The 21079-nt window shown below is 68.1% G+C and carries 17 protein-coding genes and 5 pseudogenes; 5 read left to right on the top strand and 17 right to left on the bottom strand.

Annotation, left to right across the window (positions count from 1 at the left end; translation table 11 throughout):
- The 3 genes from BM536_RS36600 to BM536_RS36590 all read right to left on the bottom strand — a co-directional run.
- On the bottom strand, positions 1–633 hold a 633-nt coding region (locus tag BM536_RS36600), incomplete at its 3' end, for a ParB/RepB/Spo0J family partition protein (RefSeq protein WP_143651069.1).
- Positions 630–1895 (bottom strand): ParA family protein, encoded by a 1266-nt coding sequence (locus BM536_RS36595; RefSeq protein ID WP_073497817.1) that lies wholly within the window; start codon positions 1893–1895, stop codon positions 630–632. The genes BM536_RS36600 and BM536_RS36595, both read right to left, overlap by 4 nt.
- Positions 1896–2886: 991 nt before the next feature.
- A complete protein-coding gene (locus tag BM536_RS36590) occupies positions 2887–3456 on the bottom strand; it encodes a hypothetical protein (protein ID WP_073497800.1) in 570 nt (189 codons plus the stop codon).
- Between the two features lie 927 nt (positions 3457–4383).
- Between BM536_RS36590 and BM536_RS36585 the strand changes: the two genes are divergently transcribed.
- Positions 4384–4617 carry a hypothetical protein gene (locus BM536_RS36585; protein WP_073497819.1) on the top strand — a complete coding sequence of 78 codons (234 nt, stop codon included), beginning with the start codon at positions 4384–4386 and terminating at the stop codon, positions 4615–4617.
- 324 nt (positions 4618–4941) lie between these two features.
- On the opposite strand, the pseudogene BM536_RS36580 reads toward BM536_RS36585, so the two are convergent.
- From BM536_RS36580 to BM536_RS45115, 7 genes and pseudogenes are all read right to left on the bottom strand, one after another.
- A pseudogene (locus tag BM536_RS36580) lies at positions 4942–5832 on the bottom strand (IS3 family transposase); the annotation flags it as partial.
- On the bottom strand, positions 5813–6016 hold the full coding sequence (locus BM536_RS36575; protein WP_245873971.1) for a hypothetical protein: 204 nt from the start codon (positions 6014–6016) through the stop codon (positions 5813–5815). The pseudogene BM536_RS36580 and the gene BM536_RS36575, both read right to left, overlap by 20 nt.
- A 606-nt stretch (positions 6017–6622) precedes the next feature.
- Entirely contained in the window at positions 6623–7699 is a 1077-nt protein-coding gene (locus BM536_RS36570) for a winged helix-turn-helix domain-containing protein (protein WP_073499544.1), read from the bottom strand.
- Positions 7700–8717: 1018 nt separating this feature from the next.
- Positions 8718–8891 carry a hypothetical protein gene (locus tag BM536_RS40975; protein ID WP_158086578.1) on the bottom strand — a complete coding sequence of 58 codons (174 nt, stop codon included), beginning with the start codon at positions 8889–8891 and terminating at the stop codon, positions 8718–8720.
- A 36-nt stretch (positions 8892–8927) separates the two neighbouring features.
- On the bottom strand, positions 8928–9209 hold the full coding sequence (locus BM536_RS44540) for a restriction endonuclease (protein WP_342748874.1): 282 nt from the start codon (positions 9207–9209) through the stop codon (positions 8928–8930).
- A 46-nt stretch (positions 9210–9255) separates the two neighbouring features.
- The gene (locus BM536_RS44535; RefSeq protein WP_342748873.1) at positions 9256–9621 is read right to left on the bottom strand and encodes a hypothetical protein; all 366 of its coding nucleotides are present in this window, start codon (positions 9619–9621) and stop codon (positions 9256–9258) included.
- Positions 9622–10573: 952 nt separating this feature from the next.
- A pseudogene (locus tag BM536_RS45115) lies at positions 10574–11640 on the bottom strand (IS630 family transposase).
- Positions 11641–12545: 905 nt separating this feature from the next.
- Here BM536_RS45115 and BM536_RS36540 point away from each other — a divergent pair.
- Positions 12546–12991: pseudogene (locus BM536_RS36540) on the top strand (lamin tail domain-containing protein).
- A gap of 117 nt (positions 12992–13108) precedes the next feature.
- Positions 13109–13306, top strand: a complete 198-nt coding sequence (locus tag BM536_RS40505; protein ID WP_158086577.1) for a restriction endonuclease — start codon at positions 13109–13111, stop codon at positions 13304–13306.
- A gap of 135 nt (positions 13307–13441) precedes the next feature.
- Here BM536_RS40505 and BM536_RS36535 read toward each other — a convergent pair.
- The 6 genes and pseudogenes from BM536_RS36535 to BM536_RS36510 form a co-directional block, all read right to left on the bottom strand.
- Positions 13442–14026, bottom strand: a pseudogene (locus BM536_RS36535) (sugar nucleotide-binding protein); the annotation flags it as partial.
- Positions 14027–14067: 41 nt separating this feature from the next.
- A pseudogene (locus BM536_RS36530) lies at positions 14068–15011 on the bottom strand (aminoglycoside phosphotransferase family protein).
- A gap of 300 nt (positions 15012–15311) precedes the next feature.
- Positions 15312–15716, bottom strand: a complete 405-nt coding sequence (locus tag BM536_RS36525) for a hypothetical protein (protein ID WP_073492583.1) — start codon at positions 15714–15716, stop codon at positions 15312–15314.
- Positions 15717–15718: 2 nt separating this feature from the next.
- Complete coding sequence (locus BM536_RS36520) at positions 15719–16393, bottom strand: hypothetical protein (protein ID WP_143651067.1); 675 nt, start codon at positions 16391–16393, stop codon at positions 15719–15721.
- Between the two features lie 272 nt (positions 16394–16665).
- Positions 16666–18351 carry a hypothetical protein gene (locus BM536_RS36515; protein WP_143651065.1) on the bottom strand — a complete coding sequence of 562 codons (1686 nt, stop codon included), beginning with the start codon at positions 18349–18351 and terminating at the stop codon, positions 16666–16668.
- Positions 18352–19060: 709 nt separating this feature from the next.
- A complete protein-coding gene (locus BM536_RS36510) occupies positions 19061–19393 on the bottom strand; it encodes a LuxR C-terminal-related transcriptional regulator (protein WP_245873970.1) in 333 nt (110 codons plus the stop codon).
- Between BM536_RS36510 and BM536_RS45110 the strand changes: the two genes are divergently transcribed.
- Both BM536_RS45110 and BM536_RS36500 read left to right on the top strand, forming a co-directional pair.
- Positions 19375–19911 carry a sugar nucleotide-binding protein gene (locus tag BM536_RS45110; RefSeq protein WP_107439661.1) on the top strand — a complete coding sequence of 179 codons (537 nt, stop codon included), beginning with the start codon at positions 19375–19377 and terminating at the stop codon, positions 19909–19911. The genes BM536_RS36510 and BM536_RS45110 overlap by 19 nt on opposite strands.
- Entirely contained in the window at positions 19887–20084 is a 198-nt protein-coding gene (locus tag BM536_RS36500; protein WP_245873972.1) for a hypothetical protein, read from the top strand. The genes BM536_RS45110 and BM536_RS36500 overlap by 25 nt, the downstream gene beginning before the upstream one ends.
- Positions 20085–20180: 96 nt before the next feature.
- Here BM536_RS36500 and BM536_RS36495 read toward each other — a convergent pair whose 3' ends face one another.
- Positions 20181–20807, bottom strand: a complete 627-nt coding sequence (locus BM536_RS36495) for a class I SAM-dependent methyltransferase (protein WP_073492587.1) — start codon at positions 20805–20807, stop codon at positions 20181–20183.
- Positions 20808–21079 lie beyond the last annotated feature (272 nt).

The raw sequence follows: 21079 nt of genomic DNA, 5'->3' as shown, positions 1-21079 counted from the left end.
CCGCAGCAGATCAATAGGCTCTTCCCCGATGCGGGCCTGGAGCTCAGGGGTCAGGCCAAGGAGTGAGAGACGCTGCGACACCCACCCCTGAGAGCGGTGCAGGCGCTTGGCCAGGGCCCTCTGGCTCCCGTGGATGGCCAGAAGCCGTTGGAGCGCGCGAGCCTCGTCGAGCTCTTCGAGATCCTGGCGGTGGATGTTGGCCACCAGGGCGGACTCGAGGAGTTCTTCCGAGGTTCCTCCCTGGTCGTCGCTGACCATGACCTTGATGGTGGCAAGGCCGGCTTCGCGTGCGGCAGCGAGACGGCTGCTGCCGTCGACGACGACGTGGGTGGTGTCCGGCTCGAGGTTGGCTTCCTGGTTCGGGTTGGCTTTGAGGTAGGCGTCGCGATTCATGACCGTAATTGCGACTTTCTGCCCGTGCGTCTTGAGGCTGCCGGCGAGATCGGTCAGGTCACCGAGCGTGGAGCGCGGGTTGTCGGGGTTGGGACTGATCCGGTCGACCGGAAGGGCGGCAGGCGGCGCCACGCCTTCGGTGGGCACCCCGGTAGCCGCGGCGACCGCCTGACGACGGGCGCTGACCGGGCGCACTCCCCCGCCGAACCGGCCGGCTCCGAGCTGATCGGCCTTGCTCACAAGACCTCCCTTGCCAGGGCGCGCATGCCGACTGCCTGCTGCGACTTGGGCGCGTACGACAGCAGCGGCTTCTTCACACGGACAGCTTCCTTCTGCTCCTTGAGGTCCCCGATGAGCCCCACGACCCGCGGATCCTTTATGTCCACCCAACCCTGGAGGGAGGAGGTGGCGATGTAACCGCGGCGGGAGTCGTACAGGTTGACGACGATGCCGAGGTAGTCGATGTCGACCTGGAGGTCGCCGCGCAGGTCGTCGACCTGTGTGGTGAGGAGCTCGTAGGCGTCGGCGGAGCTGTCTTCGGCCTGGACGACGACGAGGGCCCCGGACTGACCGGGCTTCTCGCTGTCGCGGCGCCGGCCGTAGTAGGCGGCGGCGTCCATGCTGAGGCCGAGGCTGGGCGGGCAGTCGACGATGATTACGTCGTAATCAGGCTCGAGCGGTGCGAGTGCCCGTTCCAGCGCGGCTTCGCGGGCGCGTACGGCCGAGAGCTTCACGTCGAGAAGGAAGGCGTCGTTGCAGGCGGGCAGGAGGTGCAGGCGGCCGCCGAAGGTGTCTTCGTCGACGGAGACGAGGAGGTCGCGGAGATCGCCCTTCGGATCGCCGGCCATGTGGTTGGTGAGGCTGTCACCGTTCATCGGCAGGGGAGCCGCACCGAGCTGATTGGTGAGGTGGCACTGCGGGTCGAAGTCGACGAGCAGCACCCGCAGACCGGGACCGGGGAGGTTTTCGATGTCGAGCGGATCGCCGTCCAACTCCGCGGTGTCCGTGTGGGTCTCGCTTGCACGCAGAGCCTTGGTGAGGGCCTTCGCCACACGGACGGGGTGCAGCTTGTCGGAGTCTTCCGCCAGCGCTTCACCCAGGCCGGCGGTGATGGCGGTCTTGCCCACTCCGCCCTTCTGGTTGCAGACGACGATGCGGCGGGTGATCGAAGGCCGCTCGATATCGGGTGCCGGGTTGGTGTCGAGCCACAACTGAACGGACTGGGCGAGCCCTTGGATGAGGGACACGCGCCGGTCGGAAGCGATCTGCCGGAAGTCCTCCCACTGGCCTGGAGGCAGGAAGGTGGAGAAGGAGTCGGCGCTGGCGGTGTCGACGGTCGCGGGGGTGGCGGCCAGGGTGCACCAGTCGCTGATGCCCTGTTCGACGGCAGCCTGGATCTCGATGCCGTGCTGAGCGGCTCTGATTTTCAGGTTCTGCCGGAGCCATCCCGGCAGTTTGGAGACGACCTTCTCGCGGTCGCTGGAGGTGACTGGCGAACTCATGAAAGACACCATACTAACGTCCTTGATCAAACGCAGCATCGACACGTTAGTTAAGCCAGGTTGATGCTGAAAGTGCGTCCCCACAGAGTGATTACGCGGTAATCACCACTCCCGGTTGCCCACCAACCCGAAACTGTCGGCACGGCTGATCCCTGGCAGTGCCTCCGAGGAAGACATCAGCCCCGCGAGCAGCCCGCCTCATGCTTCAGAAGACCAGCAACGACCACGCTGCACGGGTCAGCTGGGCAAACCGTTGACGTCGCCGCCCGGTCGAGACAGACCACGTGCACCAGACTCCATCAGTCCAGCGCCTCCCCCAGCCCAGCCACATCAGCAACCATCGAACCGGTACGCGCGATGAGTTGAGCCGGCATGAGACGGCCGTTCTCATCGAAGGGAACGGTCGACCGGTTGGCGGCGGGCAATCGGACACGACCGGAAAGGCCAACCACATCAGCCAGTTCAGCCCACGCCTTGAGACCGTGGCAGCGCTGGGTTCCGCTCGAGCCACCACAAGCTCCCCGCCCACTCCCCCGTAGACGGTGCCTGACGCTCGACGTCCCAACGAAACGACACAACCGTCGAACCAGCTCACCGGCCGCCGCACCGCTGTCTCCAGGCGACTGTCACAGGTGGCACCTGGACCGGTCCTCATGCGGCAGCGACGCATCGCCCAAAACAGGAGTCACCAACGCCAGTTGGAAGAGCCTGACCGCGGCGCCTCGGTCTCCGGCTCACGACGGACACCACTCCCCCGCTCAGCGTGCGAGCCGAGCGGATGTGCTTGCCCCGCAAGGGCCGATGCCCGCCTGCTCCCCCAAGCCGTGAGCGATTACGGCGTAATCACCAAGCATCACCGTGCATCGTCTTCGGACCCCACGCGGTCCCAGCCCCAAAGCCACGACCGCCGATGCGTGATTGTTAGGACCAGTCCGGACGACCACGCGGCACACACGGATGGAGACGGCGGTCTTGCCTGCTTCCTACGGAGTTACAGGGGTGCCAACTCCACCCTGCCTGTGAACCGGCCACCCACTTGATCGGCGAGCCAATGGACGCGGGCGATCTGATCGCCGTTCGGGTTCCGGACGTGCACGTGGATGGTGTGGTCCTGCGACGGCTCGTCCTGGTAGAGGTCTCGAGAATTCACACTCAGCGTGAGGTAGGCGTACTTCTGCGAGATCGCCTCCAGTCCCGCTTCGGGAACCGCAGGCCACCCATCCAGATCCCACCGAACAGCCGCAGCATCTGGCCCCAGAGCGGCGATGAAGGGCTCGGCGCAATCTAGCGGACGACCCCACTCGAACACCCGGATCGGCAGGCAGTCTGCAGGATCGTCGCCGACCTCCGACGAACCGTGCTCCTTGCCAGCCGACGCCCACCATTCGAGGTCGGGCAGTACGTGACGTACTCGCGCCAGGACATCCGGCGACCTGATCACGGCTTCGAAGTCGACCTCTCCCTGACCGATGTCTGCCATGCCCAGCAAGGCGCGCACCGCGCGTATCGCTTCAGGCAGGTCAGAGGTTGTGAGGACAGCAGCCGCGGCAGAGTTACTCATCCCGGAACCATAAGACGCCACTTACAGTCGGCCCGAGCGGGTTCTGACCTGCCTCGCCTTTGTCAAAACCGGAGCCGTATCACGAGCGACGCTGCGGTGATGGTGCCAATGAAGGCGTACCCACTTGTCGTACCGCGTGGCCACCGCTCGGGACTGCTTGAGTCGGTTGCTCGCCCGTTCCACGGGCGATTCCTGTAACGGTCCTCATCGAAGCCGAGTGGCCATCCGCCGCGTGAGCCTTTGCGTAGGCGGGCGGCCCGGCTGTTGGTTTTCCCCTGGATCGTGTGCCGGATGCGCCGACGCCGCAGCCTCTCGCAGCACGGGCTGTCGCTGTGCCTCTTGTCGGCCGTGAGGTTCTCGGGCCTCGTGCGAGGCCATCTCGAACCGACCCGCGGAACGCGGGTCTTTGCCGGCACCGTCCCGAACTAGGTGCAGTCCGCAGTTGACGCGGGCGCAGCGGCGGGTCGGTCCGGGCACCGGCCGCGTGCTGATGCGCTCGCCCGGTGGGGGAGTCCACCGGGGATGGCCCATTCGATCTCGCCCGCGACGTGTGCACGACGAATTTCACGAGTTCGTACTCATCGACCGTTCGGCTCGGTAGATCACTCTCACCGTCGCCGCCGACGACTGAGGCACCCACCGGGGCGTCCCCTGTTGGCGGCCTAGGGCAGATACAGCTGTCATCGCGGAAGACCCCCGCGCCAGCCGGCCACAAATGATTACGCCGTAATCACCCGCTGCCGGAAAGAGGGGCCCCTCCCACCCGTCGGCTGTTGACATCCCCTTCACCGTTCTCAGTGCCTGCCGAGGACAACCGAGTTGGCCTAGGGATAGGAATATCATCCGACGGGGCGCCTAGGTGTTTGGTCAAGGTCCAGGGCCAGTAGGTTCGTCCGGTCAAGGGCAGGCCGAGCCGTAGGGGTGTGCATGAGTGATGGTCAGGTCAGGATCAAGCTCACGGGTGACGAGGCGCTGGTGCTGTCGCACTGGCTGGAGAAGCTCCAGATGACGGACCTCAGCCGCGTTGTGGACGACCCGGCGGTCTGGGCGCCGATCCATCGGATCGCCGGAACGCTCGACAAGGCGCTTCCTGAGCTCTTTGCCTCTGACTATGACCAGCGGCTTGAGGCAGCTCGTCAGCGGCTTCGGCCGGAGGACTGATCGAGCGGTCTGGTCTCCTCACCTGGTCTCAGCCGGTTGAGGGCTCATAGACGGTTCCATCTCAGAGCATCACGAAGCGGACGTCGGCCTGGCGTCTGGCGCGGCAGAGCAGGGGCTGGGTGTGGTGTTCGCCCTTGGCCAGGTCCAGGGCCGCGGAAGACGTCGATGTCGCTGGGGTCGATCACGTGCAGGCCCTTCCATTCCGCCTTTGTCCGGCCTTGCAAGAGCACCGAGCGCGGTTCCGGCTCACGTATGTCGGCGAGTTCCAGCTCAGCTCGCCAGCCGGGGGGCCTTCCCCCGTGAAGGTGGGCACGCGATTATTGATCACGCGGCGAGCGTGAGTTTAACGGTGTGGTGTCGGCGTTCGTATTCGTTGGGGCTGAGGTGGCCGTTGGCAGAGTGCCGGCGGCGGGTGTTGTAGCGGGTCAGCCAGGCAAATACCGTCCTTCTGCAGGTGCCGGCGTCACCGTAGTCGCGGGCGCCCTGGAGGGTCTCGCGCTTCAGGGACGCGTGGAAACTCTCGCATGCCGCATTGTCCGCGCTGGTGCCGACCGCACCCATCGACCGGGTCACCCCGAACTGGTCACAGAGGTCGGCGAAGGCCCGGGATCCGTATTGGGCCCCGTGATCGGAGTGGAACACCGCCCCGTCGAGGCTGCCCCGGGTGCGGCCGGCCATCCGTAGTGCGTCGGCGACCAGGTCGGTGCGCATGTGATCGGCGATGGACCAGCCGACGACCTTGCGGCTGAAGCAGTCCAGCACGGTCGCGAGATAGAGGAACTCCCCGCCTGCGAGCGGGAGATACGTGATGTCGCCCATGTACTTCTGCCCCGGCTCGGCGTCGGTGAAGTCCCGCTGGAACAGGTCCGGGACCGGTGAGGCTGCCGGGTCGGGGATCGTGGTGCGGACACGTCTGCGCAGGCGGATCCCGGTGATGGAGAACGTCCGCATGATCCGGGCGACCCGCTTTTCGTTGACCAACCGCCCTGTCTCGCGTAGCTCGGCGGTCACGCGCGGGGCACCGTAGGCGCCGCCGGACTCGCCGTGGATCTCGCGGATCTCCTCGGCCAGGACCCGGTCCTCGTGCTGCCGGACGGCCCGGGCCTCGGCGCCGGCGAGCCACTTGTAGTAGCTGGACCGGTTCACGTCCAGGACCTGGCAGAGCCGCTTCACCTCGTAGGTGTCCCGGTGGTCGTCAACGGCCGCTGTCCGGGTCGGCGAGGATCCGGACTATGGCCACCCTCAGGTCGTCGGCGTCCGGCTCGTCCGCGGACGAGGGCACCGCGGGCACCGTCACCGCGGTCGGTGCCGCCGTGGCGGCGAAGGACGGGCTGGCGAGCAGGAGGGCCGGGGCGATGATGCCCGCGGCAATGCCGGGCGCTACGCGATCCAGTCGCAAGGGGAATGCTCCTCTTCGTTTGCTACGCAGGTGAGTTGAGGACGCCTCACGGCGTTCACTTCGATGATGCTGCCACCTGGGTCTGACAGTGGCAGTTGCCCCGCTGCGGTCGCAGGGCACCGTCGCCGCGGACGTGGCCGGTGTTTCATGGCGGCGCGCCTTCGAGAAGGGCGGCCCTGAGCGCGGCTCGTGGCTGTCGAGGCATGACCGGGGCGAGACGATTCCTGGGGCGGTCGTGGTGGGTTCCGAGCGCGTGGTGGTACCGTCGCGGCCTTGCCGCACGGTTGGCCCGCGAGCATGGCGGCGTGGCCCGCAGCTGGCAAGACGAGGCTGCATCCGGGCACGCCGCCTCTGCCCTCCGAGCCGCCCAAGTCGGCCATCACACCTCAGGGTCGTTGACCCTGTAGCAACACACCCGCCCAGCGCGCTACGCCATGGACGGTAGCGCGCGCTCATGGGTCTAGCGTACGACCGCCCCGCGGCAAAGGCTCGTCGCGACGGGCCTTTGCCGGGCCCAGGCGAGGCTTCTCATCTGGGGCTCTGCGTCCAGTCCAGCCCCTCTGTGCGTCTGGCCGGCTAGCTCATCTGAGGTGTGACGTCTGGCGTTCAGGAGCCGGCTGGAGCGGAACCGTTGGTGTTTAGCAGGGTGAGGCCGAGATGGGTCAGCGTGTGAAGGGCGACCTTCCGCTGCCGGGTCAAAGTGGTCAGCCCGGCGCTGCGCAGGGTGGTGGCGTGCTCGCTGGCGCTGGCCGGTGATATGCCCGCCAGCTGCGCGAGCTGCGTGGTAGTGCACGCAGGATGGTCGGCTATCACGCACAGCACGATTGCCCTGGTACGGCCCAGGAGTGCGGATAGAGTTGGCGGTACCGGGGCATCGACCTGGCGCATATCCGTGGGGGAAGCCCAAAGGGCAGCCGCGTGGACCGGGTTGTTCAGAGCCGGATACACCATGACGACCGTCTCGGCCTGGGGGCTGGCGAACAGCTGTGGAACCGGCCCGCAGAACACCGACGGGGCCAGAATGAACGGACGGCCCCCCAAGTGGAAGTCGGCCTTCGGGTGGGTCAGGGGCCGATAGCCCGGAATCTCGAGCACGGGGGGCTGCCACACGGCCATCGGGCGCAGACTGTCCAGCAGTGCCCCTGCCCCGCCCTGCACCATGAGCCGCCCACGCCGGGCCACCTCCCCCACCAGGTGCTGGTCGATACGCCCCCAGTACGGGTCAACCGCCACCCGGTTCCAGCCCTGTAACGCGACGGCCATCCTTCGCACCATCCGCGGGTCGCCATCCATCGCTTCGGCCAGCCACGGTGCCCGACGCGTACTCGCGCGCGGAAGTACGGAGAACTCCGCGCGCAGCCGCCGCTCCGACGCACTGATCAGCCGTTCTATCCCCTCGTCCATACAGCCCACGGCGCCCACGAGAGTGAACAGATCGACCAGGCCCCCAGCAGAAGAGCTGAGAAAGCGCGCCGTTCCCCTCCCATCGGCGCCGATCTGCGGACCGGTACGCGCACGCCAACCACCGAACAGCGCCGCACGGTCACGCCGCTGCACAGTCTGCAGACTCAGCTGCGTCTCTGCCAGCGGCCCCAGCACCGTGACCTGCACCTGCGCCAGGTCCTCGACAGTGAAGTGAACCCGTAGCACGACATCCCCCTCGCCCCTGGTGATCCTTCCCATCGCTCTCGTTTCGGGACAGGCCGAAACGAGTCGAACTCCGCACCAGGCTGGGCGCAGGGTGTACCTGATCGGTCACGCGGGCGCCCGTCACGATGCACGGAGGCATGAGGGACCACAGCAGCCGCTGCTGAGACGTATGAGTCCAGCTCAGTGGTCAAGCAAAGGATGCTCGCCAAGGCCCGATCGCTGCCGCGGAAAGCGGCGAAAGCGAGTACACGAAGAGCATGCACATTCGGCCCCCCGCCGCCTGGCGTGGCCGGCCCACGACGAGGGAGAAGCATGGGCATTCGCAAGAAACTGGCTGCTATCGGGGTGGGGGCGGCACTGGCTGTCGGCGCTATGGCCGTTCCGGCGCAAGCGGCACCGCCGTCGACGCCGCTACCGCCGCGCCCCGGTGGCAATACACCGGGGCCAGGTACTACTGGGCGATCGAGTGCAATTGGGATGCCAACGAGCTGACCTACGCCACTGGATGGCCGACCCAGTGCCGCGGCCCGCACACCGACGGCTACTACTACCTCTGGGCCTACCACTAGAGCACGGGATCGCACATTCCCGCTTCAGGACTGGCTGCGGTAGACCAGTCGCGTGGCTCATGGCCATCTGGCTGATGATGCCAAGTGGGAGTTGATCGAACCGCCATTGCCGCCGGGGCGTCCGGACCGATCCCTGACCGTGGCCATTTCCACGCGGTGATGCGGAGGTTCCGGAACCGGCCGCCCCTGGCGGATGACGAAGCTGCGGACCGCCAAGCAGTTGGACCGGAGCCGAGAGGTGATTGACCCCAGCCATGTCAGAGCCGCTCGAGGGGCCCAGATAGCGGACCCGGCCCGGTCGACCGCCAAGGCCGGGCAGCAAGCACCACGTCCACCGGTGCGCCGCCAGTCGAGGGGCGCCGAATGGCGCGTCGCCGCTACGCCCAGCGAAATGGAGACAAGGTCACCGCACGCCTCCGTTGGACGCGGCGCTGGAACGGGGAATGCCGTTGCATGCTCGTGTGCGGGAGCGGCGAGGCACGTCACGAACTCTGTATTGCTGAGTCCTCGCTGAACCAGCCCCCGACGTCGTCGCGTACCCAGGGCCATGCGTCCTGCGTCAGCCACTTCCAGGCGACTTTGGCTATGGCCACGCCGAGGATCAACCAGAGGATGACCTTCAGCACCGGGTCCAGTGACCCGTCCTCGTCGAACACCGTTCCCCCCTTTCCCTGCCCTCGCGGTGGCCCGCTCTACGCGGCTCGTCGAACTGCGGTCCTCCGCGCCCTGCGGGCGGGCAGTCGCAACAGGGTGTGCAGCGGGACTCCGTCTTCAGCCCATTGCCGCAGCCGTTGGCGATCGACCCAGTGGACCTGGTGCCGCTCGCCCCATGCCTTGGCGTCCCGGGTGAAGCCGCCGTTTGTGACCACGACCGCGACATCGGCTTTGTGCACGGGTCCGGCGGTCCCCTTGACCTGGTACATCACCTTCGAGTCGACCCTCCCGCCCACGGTGGTGTGCTTGGCCTGCAGCACGATCCGCCCACGCTGGGCATGCTGGCCGATGACGTCGGCCGCCTGATCACCGGCCTGCGACCTGCTCAGCCGACCAGCCGTCCCGGATGAGGAGATCCCGCAGCGCGAACTCGAACTCCGCATCACCGAGCGAGTCGATCCGGTCGAGCGGGAGCCGCAGGACCGCGACGAGCGCGGCCTGTGCCCGACGCAGCCGAACCCGCCGCACCTGCCGCACCTGCCACCAGGCGGCAGCCAGCAGGACCGCCACCGCCACAGCGACCGCGAACGGCCACCCGCGCACAATCGCGCGCCACAGCGCCGTGGCTGCCTGCACCAGCATGGTGACCACCGCCAGGGCAACGAGGGCCGCCGCCATCCGTTCGCGGCGACCACGAGGCGCGCGCAGCCGCATCCGGATGCCGCCCATCACCGGCTCGGCGATGCGGACACCGACGGAGTGGAGGCCGGCTTGTTCGTCTCGGCCCCGCTATTGCTGCTGCCGAACCCGAAGACCTGTCCCCACAGCCAGACGAAGGCGACGATTCCCGCGATGGTCCAGCCGCCCAGCTTCTTTCCACGTGGCCGAGGATTCCTGCGGATGTGGCGACGAACCTCGTGAAATCCTTCCGGCGGCATGCCCTTTCCCCCTTCTATGACCTGGCAACTTGGTGATGCTGCCCCTGTGGATATGGGTGTATCAGCGGGCACTGACAAAAACTGATGGATCATCACGATGGTCAGCCAGCATCGAGTAGAAACCAGCCAGGGCCCATCGAGCCGTCCTCGTCGACCGATGAGGTGAGCGAACACCTCGCCTCTGACCTGGTGGTTCTCGGTGTCATGCGGTCGTCGTCCGCTGACATGCCCGCACCGCATCTCGCCGATTCAGCGCTGGTTGCCGACAGTTCACCTGCGTCGACGATGTGAATCGACCTGCAAGTCAGTGCGGAGTTGGCGCGAAAGCGGAGACATTGAAGAGCACCCAAGGCCGGATTAGGCCATCGCTTTTCAGCCCATGAGGGGACGCTCTCGAAGCCGCCGACGACGTACAGCGACGCTGAAGGTGGCTAGTAGCGACGGCGAAGCCCGCGCAGCCAGCTCCTACCCCGGCGGCACAAGGCGTCACGGTGAGGCGGGCCGCGGAGCCTGAGAATCGTCAGCGAGGGTGATGGTCATCCACGGAACAGCCTCCTGCCGATAGGAGTGCCCGACGGGGTCGGTACCGCTGCGGTCGTCGACGCTGAAGCCGGTGACCATGATCATGTCTGAGCCATCGGCGACCGAGACGACGTGTGTTCCGCAGCGCGGGCAGAAGCTGCGGCGAAGGGGTGGGGCCTGATGACCGAACTACTGAGATTGAATTCGTGATGTCGTGCTGTTGGTCAGGCAGGCCTGATGGCCAGGCCGGTCTCGGCGAGGCAGCCGTCTATGAGGTGGCTGCGGTACTGGATGTGCCGTAGGCCGCGGCGGATGCGCTGGGCGAGGTGCTCGAGAGTAGTGAAGGCAACGTTGGAGAGCCAGCCACGTCGCAGGGGGACCAGATCCCTTCGATGGGGTTGACGTCGGGTGCGTAGGGCGGCAGGTAGTACATGGTCAGCCAGTCCAGGGCTTCCGCCCATTCCCGCAGATCAGCGGCTTTGGGGACGTTGAGGTTGTCCCAGACGAGCACGATGGGGCCGCCGAGCTGCTGATATGCGGCGATCAGCAGGTCGCGGTAGTCGCGCCAGGAAAAGCTCTTGCGCCCGTCGCGCCGGCCGACGTCCCGGCGTGGCCGGTAGATCAGCCTCGAGCGGTGGCCGGGTTTGTAGCAGGTCAGCGCGGCGATCGATATCCGCCTGCGGGAACGGCCCCGCACCCGCACCACCGGGGTCCGGCCGCGCTGTGACCAGGTCTTCGCCTGCGGCGGCGTCTTGGAGAAGCCGGCCTCGTCCTCGAAGACGAGCCAGGCGCCACGGGCCGCCGCGAGTCTTCCGCGCAGGGCCACACCTCCTTGACCCACCCCGCCACCGCCTCGTCGTCCCGCTCGATCGCACGTCGGGCCGGGACCTGGCAGGACCAGCCATCACGGACCAGCAGCCTGCGCACGCCCTGGATCGTGTAGGTCAGGTGGAAGCGCAGGCCGATCACCGTCTTGATCCGCGCCGGCGTTCAGCGCTGGTCCTCCCAGCCGTGCGCGGCCGGGCTTTGGGCCAGCTCCGCCTCCATCTGCGCGAACTGCTTCTCACCCAGCCTCGGAAGCGACGCCGGCCCCTGCGACCGCAGAGCCCGCGGACCGCCCTCCTCCCACATCCGCCGCCACCGCTGCACCGACCGGACGCTGACCCGCAGATCCTTCGCGATCGTTGAGCTCGCCTCACCCTGGGCGAACCTCTCGGCCGCCCTGAGCCGTAACTCCTCACGAAACTGCTGCCGTTCGACGGTCAACCCGCTCCCTCAAGGGATACCGCATGCCTTCGGTGATATCGCACGGGAGACGAGTCGTCAGCCCCTGCGACTCCACGAGTTCAACTTCAGTAACCTGCATCCACGTGAAGAGCAGCGCGGCCAGTGTCGCGAGGCCTGGCAGGCTGAGGATCACCAGGGTGAACAGCTGCCCAGGTTGCCTGCTGTCGGCCCTCGCGCCGGTACGTCGCCCACGAAGCCGGCGACGGGTCGTCGCTTGTCGATCGACGATGCGGCGAAGCCGCCCAGCGCGGTGATTGGTCACGCACCTATGGCACACCGCCAAGCGCGCGGACGGCTGAGCCGCCACACCGAACGACCACCTGCATGGGCGGAGCACACGGTAAAACGCGGAAGAGCGGCACATAGATGAGGTCTTGGCAGGGCTGCGACAGATGATGACCGAGCAGGGAAGCACCCCTGCGGACGAGGACGTCGACACCTACGTGGAGCCCAGAGGATCTCAGTGATATTGCCCGAGGCGCGTCCCAGAAGCGGAGAGCTCAAGGCCCGCTGCCTTCCCTCATGGCCGTACCGGGGAAGCGGCGCTTGCACGGCTGTTACGCACTTTCAGGTGAGGGCCTGGTCTCGGCTGGGGTGGCGCGCTGGGTGTGCTGAAGTGCATGGGTCAGGGTGCGCAAGGCGTTGCCAGTCGTCAAACCGTCAACATGGTGCATCCGTGCCATATCTGAACATTGCATGTGAGTGTCACGGCAATGTGGGTGATTCGTAACGAGGTGCGCGTAACGCGCTCACCTTGTCCATGGAGCACAGGGTGTGAGTGCGCGGCCGATCGGCCGCCACCCGCACATCGCACCAACCGACCTTCACCACGAATGCTTTCGGGGTGGGGGAGGGGTGCCCGTACTGCAGGGGGCCTTCGTGTCTTCTTCCGCTGTCACCGCTCGTCGTCTGGCCGCAGCCTCGCTCGCTGCCGCCGCTGGCGTGGGGGCGGTGGCGCTGCCGGCGTCGGCCGCCGACCGCACGCCGGACCGGCCCAAGGTAGAGATCAGCGCCGTTCAGTACGACGCGCCGGGCCGTGACACCCGCACCAACCGCTCGCTGAACAAGGAGTGGGTGGAGCTGACCAACACCACCCGCCGCGCCGTCAACCTGGACGGCTGGACCCTGTCGGACGCCGACGGTCACACCTACACCTTCGACCACTACCGCCTCGCCGGCCGCGCCACGGTGCGCATCCACACCGGCGAGGGCCGCGACACCCGCACCGACCTGTACCAGGACCGCAGCCGGCACATCTGGGACAACCACTCCGACACCGCGACCTGCGCAACCACCACGACCGCATCATCGACAAGGAGTCCTGGGGCAGCCGCCACCACGGCGGCCACCACTGACACCACCACCCCGTGCTGCACGGCTGACTGACGCGTAAGGCACCGGCACTCACAGGCAGCGGCGCGCCCGGCCCCTCACCCCGGGGCCGGGCGCGCTGCTCGCCTGCAAGGCCGTGGGTGAACACGCAAGTGCCCTCCTCCCGGCTGACCGGGAGGAGGGTGGCCGTCATCGTCGCCCTGAACGGGTTCACCCGGCCCGCGACGGACTTCGCCCGGCGCCACGGAATCATCCTCGTGGGTCGGCCGGAGCTCAAACGCTGGGCACACGGCGAGCATCTGTACGCCGTGGTCAAGGAGGAGCACTCGCCCGCGTAGGCACCGCGTGCGGTGTGGTGGTTGGTTTCGAGTCGGTAATCAGGGCGAGGGCCTGGGGGTTGTCGTCGGTGGTGGCGGCAAGCAGGTCGCGTTGCTGGTCAAGGCGGGCGGTCAGAGCTGGCCCCGCCCGTCCGATCAGCGGTCGGGGTTTTGGCACCGGAGGAACTCCCGGGCTCCGCGAAGGCGGGTGGCCAGGCATGTCTGGGTGACTCGACTGTCGAGGTGGACACGGAGTCCACCAGGGAGGCCACTGTCGGCGCGAAGGCCGGTCGGCAACAGCGATGCGTCAAGGCCGTCCCGCTGCGCAATGAGGATGCCGAGTTCGTGGCGAGTGACGGCGTCCTGGCCGACGAGGTGAAAGACGCCAGCCGCATCGGACAAGGTGAGCTCCCACAGTGCGGCGGCCAGATCGCCGACGTGGACTGGGCAACGGACATCGTCCGTGAACAAGGCCCCGTCCCGCCTGCCAGCGGCCAGGGCGTGCACCATGCGCTCGTGCTCGGACTGGCCATCGCCGACAATCAGCGAAGTCCGTGCGACGACGGTGCCCGCGTCCAGGAGCCGCGCGGCGGTCTCGGCCGCCGCCTTCGCCGCCCTGTATGGCGTTACCGGGTCGGGTCGACACGTCTCGTCGTACAGGCCGTCGCGGCGGCCGGAGAAGACGGCGTCACTCGAGACGTGGACCAGTCGGATGCCCCGTTGAGCCGCGGCTTGGACCAGTGAGCCGAAGCACGATAGTTGTCACCTAGGCAGGCTTGTTGTCACCTGCCGTTGGGCGGAGGGCACCGGTTGAGCAGCGATTCCGCGATCGCGACGGAGGATCGAGCGAGTCGGCACTCGCCGTCGTCGATGTCCCAGAGCGAGTTCTGCAGCAGCCGCCCCAGGGTCCAGCCGGTCGCGCGTGCGCGGTCCAGGCCGAGGACATCGGTGAGCAGGTCGAAGCGGCGCCGCACGATGCGCAGGGTGTCGCCCTTCGCAACGACGTCGTCCCACCTGCTGTCCAGGGCGGGCCACAGATCGAATCCCGGGTCGCCGGCGAGCGGCTCGGGATCGATGGCGACCCACGGCTCGCGCCGGGCGGCGAGAACGTTGCCGTAGTGCAGATCCCAGTGCAGCATCCTGTCCCCGGGCTCACCGGCCAGTTCAGCCACCGCAGATGCCCAGCTCCGCAGGAGCCGGCGGTCGGCCGGGTCGGCCAGCCTCTTGAGTGCCTGTGGGACCTGCTCCAGCATCTCGGAGGCGATGTCGCCGAGACTGCGTAGTCCCTGCGGCGCGGGGACTGCGACCAGCCGCGTGTGAAGCTCGGCCAGGGTGCTCATCGCCACGTCGTCGTCGTTGATCGAGGCCAGCGTGCGGGCTCCGTCCAGGCGCTCCAGGAGCATGCTGCTGCTCATGGGTCGTGATCGAGCAGTCGGACCATCCCCCTGCCGTTCCAGGTACGCAGGCCGATCAGTGCGGCGGTGGTCTCCTGTCTGGGCATCTGGAGTCTGAGGACCGCGGGCGTACCGTCGGGGCACAGCACCGGCAGTACCAGTGAGGCTTCTCCGGCTCTTGCAGTCCCGTCCCGTTCCAGAACCCAACGTTCCAGCATGTTCGCCGCGAGAGTCGGCAGCCCGGCGATCCAGGCTCTCCCCTCCTCACCGAAGCCCGTGGCGTACGACGCCGTCAGGTGATGCGGGACCTCGTCTGGTTCTAACGTGCTCACATCGGGCCTCCTTCGCAGGGGATCAGGTTCACGCCGCAACCTACCGAAGGTCGACGGACAGCCTGCCGTCGCGGCGCACCAGTCATCTCGAAGCCAGTGCGGACACCGGCCGTCGCGTTGTGAAACCGCCGCAAGTAGCGGCCCCCGATCTCTGCCACTGGCGACAGAAGGGCTGCTGAACGCGCAGGTGTGCAAGCCACATGCCTCACTGGTGACAAGCAGACTGCCTCGATCGACCCCATCGGCACGTCATCCGGCTCTGCCAGTGACAACTATCGGGCTTCGGCACACCCGAGATCATCAGTTTCCGGGGGGCAGCGCGTCGGTAACCGCGCCGCTGGCTGCCGCCGCGGCAGCTTGGACGGCAAGCGGCACGACAACGGTGGTGACGGTCTCCAGGAGACCGGGAGTGTGTGCGGCAATCCATTGACGCAAGCGGGCGCCGATACCTTGGACGGGGCGGCCAGCGTCGGCCTCGGACTGCAGTTCGTCGAGGAGCGCGTCCGCCTCGGCGCGGTTGCCGCCTTCTGCGAGGGCGGCGATCTCGCCCCGCAGGTTGGTAAGGGCTTTGTGCAGGTCGGAGTGGTGGGTGGTGTGGTTCTCCTGGTGCTGCTCGACGGTGTGGCCGGCTCCGACCTGGGAGCCGGTGACCGCGCCGCCGATGCTTATGCTGAAGTGGTCTCCCGTGGGCGGTTGCTGTGTCAAGGTCAGTTCCCCACTGTGAATGTGACGGATTCTTCGGGGCCGCCGGGGAGGCCCTGGGTGGCGTAGGTGAATATGACGGTGTAGGGCCCCGTCGCGGGAGTCACCTGAACAGCGATGTACTGCTGCCCTGGATTCAGGCCGGTGACGAACCCGCCGAAGTCCGTTCCGACCTCGAAGGGCAGACGTGTCCCGTCGGGCTGGACCACATCGAAGTCCTGAGGTCTGAGGCCGACGCCTCCGGGCGGGGCGTCAAGGATCTTCACGGTGAAGGTGATCAGGAGACTTGCCCGGCCCGAACGCAGCTTCGGTGCCACATTGTTCGGGGCGTCGAGAGCGACATCGCTGCGGTACTGGCCGCCGATCATGTTCAGTTCCATCCACTTGTTGCGCAGCACGCCGCGGCCGACCACGCCGTAGGGGATGTGCGCCACCAGTGGTCCACCGCGTATGCCGGGGACGAGCGGAACCGTGGTGGCGTCCTCCGCGTACCCGGGGAACTCCAGCCTGGCATCCTCCCAGCGGAAGCCCTGGTACAGCGGGAACGTGAAGGTCGCCTCCCTCCAGTCCGCGCCCACCGAGGTGGTGTCCGTGCTGGAGGGGGTCCGCGTGCCGCCCTGCAGCAGGACAGGCAGGTATTCCAGCCGTCGGCTCCTCGGCCCGACGAGGTCGTTGCGCACCCGAGAGGTGACAAGCAGTTGCGGGCCGCCTTTGGCGTCGCGGTTGACGAGGGCGCCGGTGATCTGGTGGCAGAAGCCGTCCGCACACGCTGTCTCGCCGATGTGCCGACTTCCGAAGGGGAAGTCCTTCCACGGATCCGTCGCTTCTGAGGAAGGACTCCGTTCGCCTCCTCCGTCGTCTCCTCGACCGCCGCCGGCACCGCCGGAGCTCGTACTGTCTGACGCCGTACCTCCCGAGGTCGCGGGCGGATTCGACAGCGTGGACTCGTCCATCACCGGCTGCTGGCGGACGACGAGGGCCCCGCTTCCGGCGTGCCTGCTCCGCCGAAGGCCGCGGTGAGGCCGAACGCCGCCACAGCGACCGCGGCCGCCGCTGCCAGCAGGGCCTTGCCGGTGAGCAGGCCGTGATGCCATGGACCGGCCGGTGCTGAGGAGGGCGGCGCGGCCGGCTGCTGGGCCGTCATGGTGCCTGGATCCGGAGGAGGAGGGGAATCGTTCAGCAGCTCACGCAGCGCCTCCCCGCCTCTCACCCCGAGCGCGGCGGCGGCCGAGAGTAGCGCAGTCGCCTTGGCCACGTCTCCCAGGCAGAGGGCTCGGATACCCGACTCGTGGGTGAAGTACGCCTCATCGTCGCGCAGCCTGGAGCGCTTGGCTGCATGCAGGCCCGCGTCGAGCAGTCGCCCCCACGCCCGCCAGCGCAGCCCGAGCATCAGGCGCGGGGCGCCTGCGCGGGCCAGGCGGGCAACCAAGGTGTCCAGACCCGCGTCGGCCGCCCGCTGCACCAGCGCTGTCACGACTTCCACCTCATCCGCGGCGTCGGCGGGCTCGGCGCGGGCCAGCCAGTCGGCAACGGCTCCCGCCACGGCGGGCAGGCGGGAGTCGTCCTGGTTCTCCTCCAGTGCTGTGGCGACGCCCTCCGCCAGGCGCAGCCGCGCCTCGGTGCGGACCAGCAGTCTCGCGCGGACCAGTTCTTCCACGTCCGCGGCAGTGCCGCCCGGCAACGCCTCGACCAGGGCAGTGCTCCACTCAGAGTCGCCTGCCACGGCTAGTTGCCGCAGCAGTCCCGCCGCTGCGGAGCTGATCCAGGCCATCAGTTTGGGAACCAGCAGCGGCAGTCCGTCCGCCGGCGGTACTTCCGGCGGGAAGCCGTGTTCGGCGGCCTCTCGCAGATACGCGGCGACCAGGCCGAGGCGTCCCGGGTGACCGTCCGTCGACTGCCAGGCCCGCTCCGCCTGCGCGGATTCCTCCGCGGTGAGCGGTCGGCCGAGGGCGTCCTGGAAGAGCGTCAGCGCCGCGGGCCATGGCAGGCCCCGCAGGCCGATAGTGCAGCCACCGGTGAGGCTCATCCGCCCGGACGCGGTGACGACGACGCAGTGGGGCAGCGCGTGCACGAGATCGGCCAACTCGTCAGCAGAGCAGTCGAGATCGTCGATCACCACCAGAACACGCAGGGCGGCGAGCAGACTGCGGCGCTGTGCCTGCGCCGGCAGATGGAGGCCGGTGACCTGGTAGGTGGCGAGGAAGATCTCCTGGAGCACCTCTTCCACCGGGAGGCCGCGTGCGGAGAGCAGCACGGTGCCCTCGACGGCGGCCGTCGCCGTGCCGAGTGTGCCTCGGCCCGTGGCGTGCAGCAACAGCGTGGTCTTCCCGATCCCGGACGGCCCGTACACCTGCACCGGTTCAGCCGCGTCCACCGCGTCGGCCAGACGGGCGAGTTCCCGCTCACGGCCGAGCGCACTGAGCGACCTGCGAGCCTGCACAGTACGGGCCAGCGGGCGGCGCTCCGCACGGCCCATCTCGGCGCCGTCCATGAACAGCACGGTCGCGAATCCGTCCGCCTGGATCTGCACCACTTTGCCGCCGATGCCCACCTGCGACCCCGTGAGGTCGCCCCCCACGGCCACCGATCCGCTGCCCGCTGCCTCTCGCGCCACATGCCCGTCCAGCTCAGCGGCCACTTCGGACTCCGCCGCTGTGGCTGCCGACACCTCGGACGGCCGTAATCCACGGCCCGGAGTTGATCCGATCTCACCCGGCCCGGCTGTCGGCGTCCCCACCGCCGCCCGGTCCGGCGCGTCCGCGTCAGAGGTCGACGCGGCATCGTGGCCGACCGAATCCCCGGCGTCTTCCTGCACAGGCTCGCCGCCCCCAGGCTCCTCCGACACGAGTTCCCCTCCCCTCCGGGCGACCCGCGCGCGAGCGGAAAGGCACACCAAGCCAGGGCCCCCGGACCCAGTATTCTGGCCATTCCCCACTCCGTGCCACCAGAACACCTCATTCCGGTCCTCGCGATGCGAACGGAAGGGGATCGACCGCCAAGCGCTTACAGCCGGACCGGGCTTGAGGTACTGCGGGAGGGGTTCCTTCGCATTGTGCTCGGCGATACCGCCTCTGTGCGCGGTGCGGGGCTCGGTTACGGGCCATCGCGGCCAGGGGCACAGCTCTCCGCTGCCGACAAAGTAGACGGCGTTGTGCACAGACCGAAGACATGTGGTCGACGAGTCTGGCGTAAGGCATATATGCCGATCGCTGCTGGATTCTTGGGCACGTTGGTGAAGCCTGAGCCGGCAGGCCGTCGCCCAAGTGGTGGGAAACGATCACCGTGGCCTCGGTAAACGAACTTCAGGCTCGCGGCGTAGGACCGCCCAGCACATTCCGTCGGTGCCCCTATGGGTTCGGGCTCAAGCCCAGGGCTACGGCGATGGCAGCGGTGTCCCGGCCCCGGGCCAGGAGGGTGAGGATCTCCCGTTCCCTGGGCGACAGCCCCGGGATCGCCGAGTCGTCGTAGGCACGTCGCGGAGGTCCGGAGGGCTTGGGACGGGCGCCCAGAACCATGACGAGGCCACCGGCGGCGACTGTCCGCAGGGCTTCGACGAGCTGCCCGGCTGTGATGTCGTCGGTCAGGACTCCGGTGGCACCGGCTGCCAGGTGCGGCTCGATCTCATCGGTCCGGCGGGCGCCGAGGACCACAGCTTGGGCCCGTGTTGCCGTCCGGCGCACCAGCGCGTCGAACTCCGCGCCGGTGTCCCGGAGCGACCGGTCCAGCAGCGGTCCGTGTCGATGGACGACAGCAGCTCCCGCAGCTGTTCGGGGTCCGCCGCCTGTCCTGTCACCGACAGGACCGGGTGGCTGCCGATGACGTGGGTCAGGGCCGCCCGTACCAGTGTCGGTCCACCAGCGACGACGGCGTTCACGGCTTGCCACTCGCCGTCCTGCATCCGGCCGGACGCCAACAAGCAGCTCGCCTTCTGCTCGGGTCCTGGCCGGGAGACGGCACCGAGCCGTACTCCGAGCCGGCCCCGACCAGTCCGGTCAACGCGTACGGCCGCAGCAAGCTGGCCGGCGAACGGGCGGTTGCCGAAATCCTGCCCGATACCGGCTACACCGTGCATGAACGACGGTGGCATTCACGATGCTCGCTGACGTGCGGCGACCGTGACGCAGGCCCGGTCGGCCACCACAGGGAAGTGACAGACCCCCTGCGGGCGCCGCCGTGGTGCTCCTCGACCACGGCGTGACCGTACGGCGCGGCCAGGGCCACACGCTGCGCGGCAGCACCACCCCTGCGGTCCACCGCCAGCTCCTGGCCCACTGCCGGCCCCTCGGCGGTGCCCAGGGCGTCCCGGCCCATCGCAAGGCCCGCCGGGAGTACGAGAACCGCGTCTGCGCCCTCGCCACGGCCGGAGCGTGATCAATCCAGGGCTGCCGCAGAACTCTCACAGACGAACATTCATGAGAACGACCGCGCGCGTCGTCCGCGGCGCGAAGCCGCCCGGTGCGACTGAGCTCACTCCGCCGCAGCGGCGCGGTGCAGTGTGAACCAGAACGTCGGGACCGGGTTCGTGCCGGGCGTCACGTCGGCCAGCTGCCACCCGGCGAACCTGGCGCTGAGTTCGTCCGCAGTGACGCCGGACCACGTGTCGTCAAACGCCCCGGGCCCGTACCCGAACATCAGCAATCGTGCGCCGGGGGCGGCGCGCTTGGTGAGGCCGGCGGCGTAGGCGTCGCGGCGGTGCGGTGGAATCCCGCAGTAGCAGCTCAGGTCGAAGAACAGGTCGTACGGGCCGGGCACGCCCACCTCGTCGAGTCGGGTGGCGTCCCCGCACAGCACCGTGACGTCCGCTTCGGCCGCGGCTGCCTTCTCCCTCGCCTGCCGAACCGCGCGGTCGACCAGGTCGACGGCCGCCACCCGCCAGCCGTGCCGGGCCAGGTACACCGCGTTGGTCCCGGTACCGCAGCCGAGTTCGAGGACCTGGCCCGGCATCAGCGCGTCGGGCCCCTCGATCAGAGCTACGAGCTCGGGCGGCGTGATGCCGCTGTCCCACGGCGGCTTGCCGTCCCGGTAGAAGTCCTCCAACGCGCGGCGCGCAGCCGCCTCTTGGTCGAGTTCCGCAGCCGTCCGAGTCTCGCTCATCGCTATCCCTCCAGGAAATTAGAGTCTCACTCTAGTGAGCAACTCTAGAGATAGACTCCAGGCATGGGTGCGGTCAAGGGACCCGACGGACAGAACGTCAAGGGCCCCGACAAGCGGGCCGAGCGTTCGCGGCACACCCCGCGAGAAGATCCTCACGGCGCGCGGGACCTGTTCGTCGGCACTTCGCGTTCCGTAACAAGCGTGCCTTGTTCAAGGACGTCGTCGACATGTCCATCACGGGCGACGCTGAACCGGTCGCCACGATGGACCGC

Origin of the sequence: Streptomyces phaeoluteigriseus (assembly GCF_001896135.2) — a bacterium.
Classification (GTDB): domain Bacteria; phylum Actinomycetota; class Actinomycetes; order Streptomycetales; family Streptomycetaceae; genus Streptomyces; species Streptomyces phaeoluteigriseus.
This window is presented reverse-complemented; position numbering and strand designations above follow the sequence as displayed.

Coding starts and splice junctions, on each gene's coding strand:
- BM536_RS36595 (WP_073497817.1), bottom strand. CDS start 1,895: ATGAGTTCGCCAGTCACCTCCAGCGACCGCGAGAAGGTCGTCTCCAAA.
- BM536_RS36590 (WP_073497800.1), bottom strand. CDS start 3,456: ATGAGTAACTCTGCCGCGGCTGCTGTCCTCACAACCTCTGACCTGCCT.
- BM536_RS36585 (WP_073497819.1), top strand. CDS start 4,384: ATGAGTGATGGTCAGGTCAGGATCAAGCTCACGGGTGACGAGGCGCTG.
- BM536_RS36570 (WP_073499544.1), bottom strand. CDS start 7,699: ATGGGAAGGATCACCAGGGGCGAGGGGGATGTCGTGCTACGGGTTCAC.
- BM536_RS36495 (WP_073492587.1), bottom strand. CDS start 20,807: ATGAGCGAGACTCGGACGGCTGCGGAACTCGACCAAGAGGCGGCTGCG.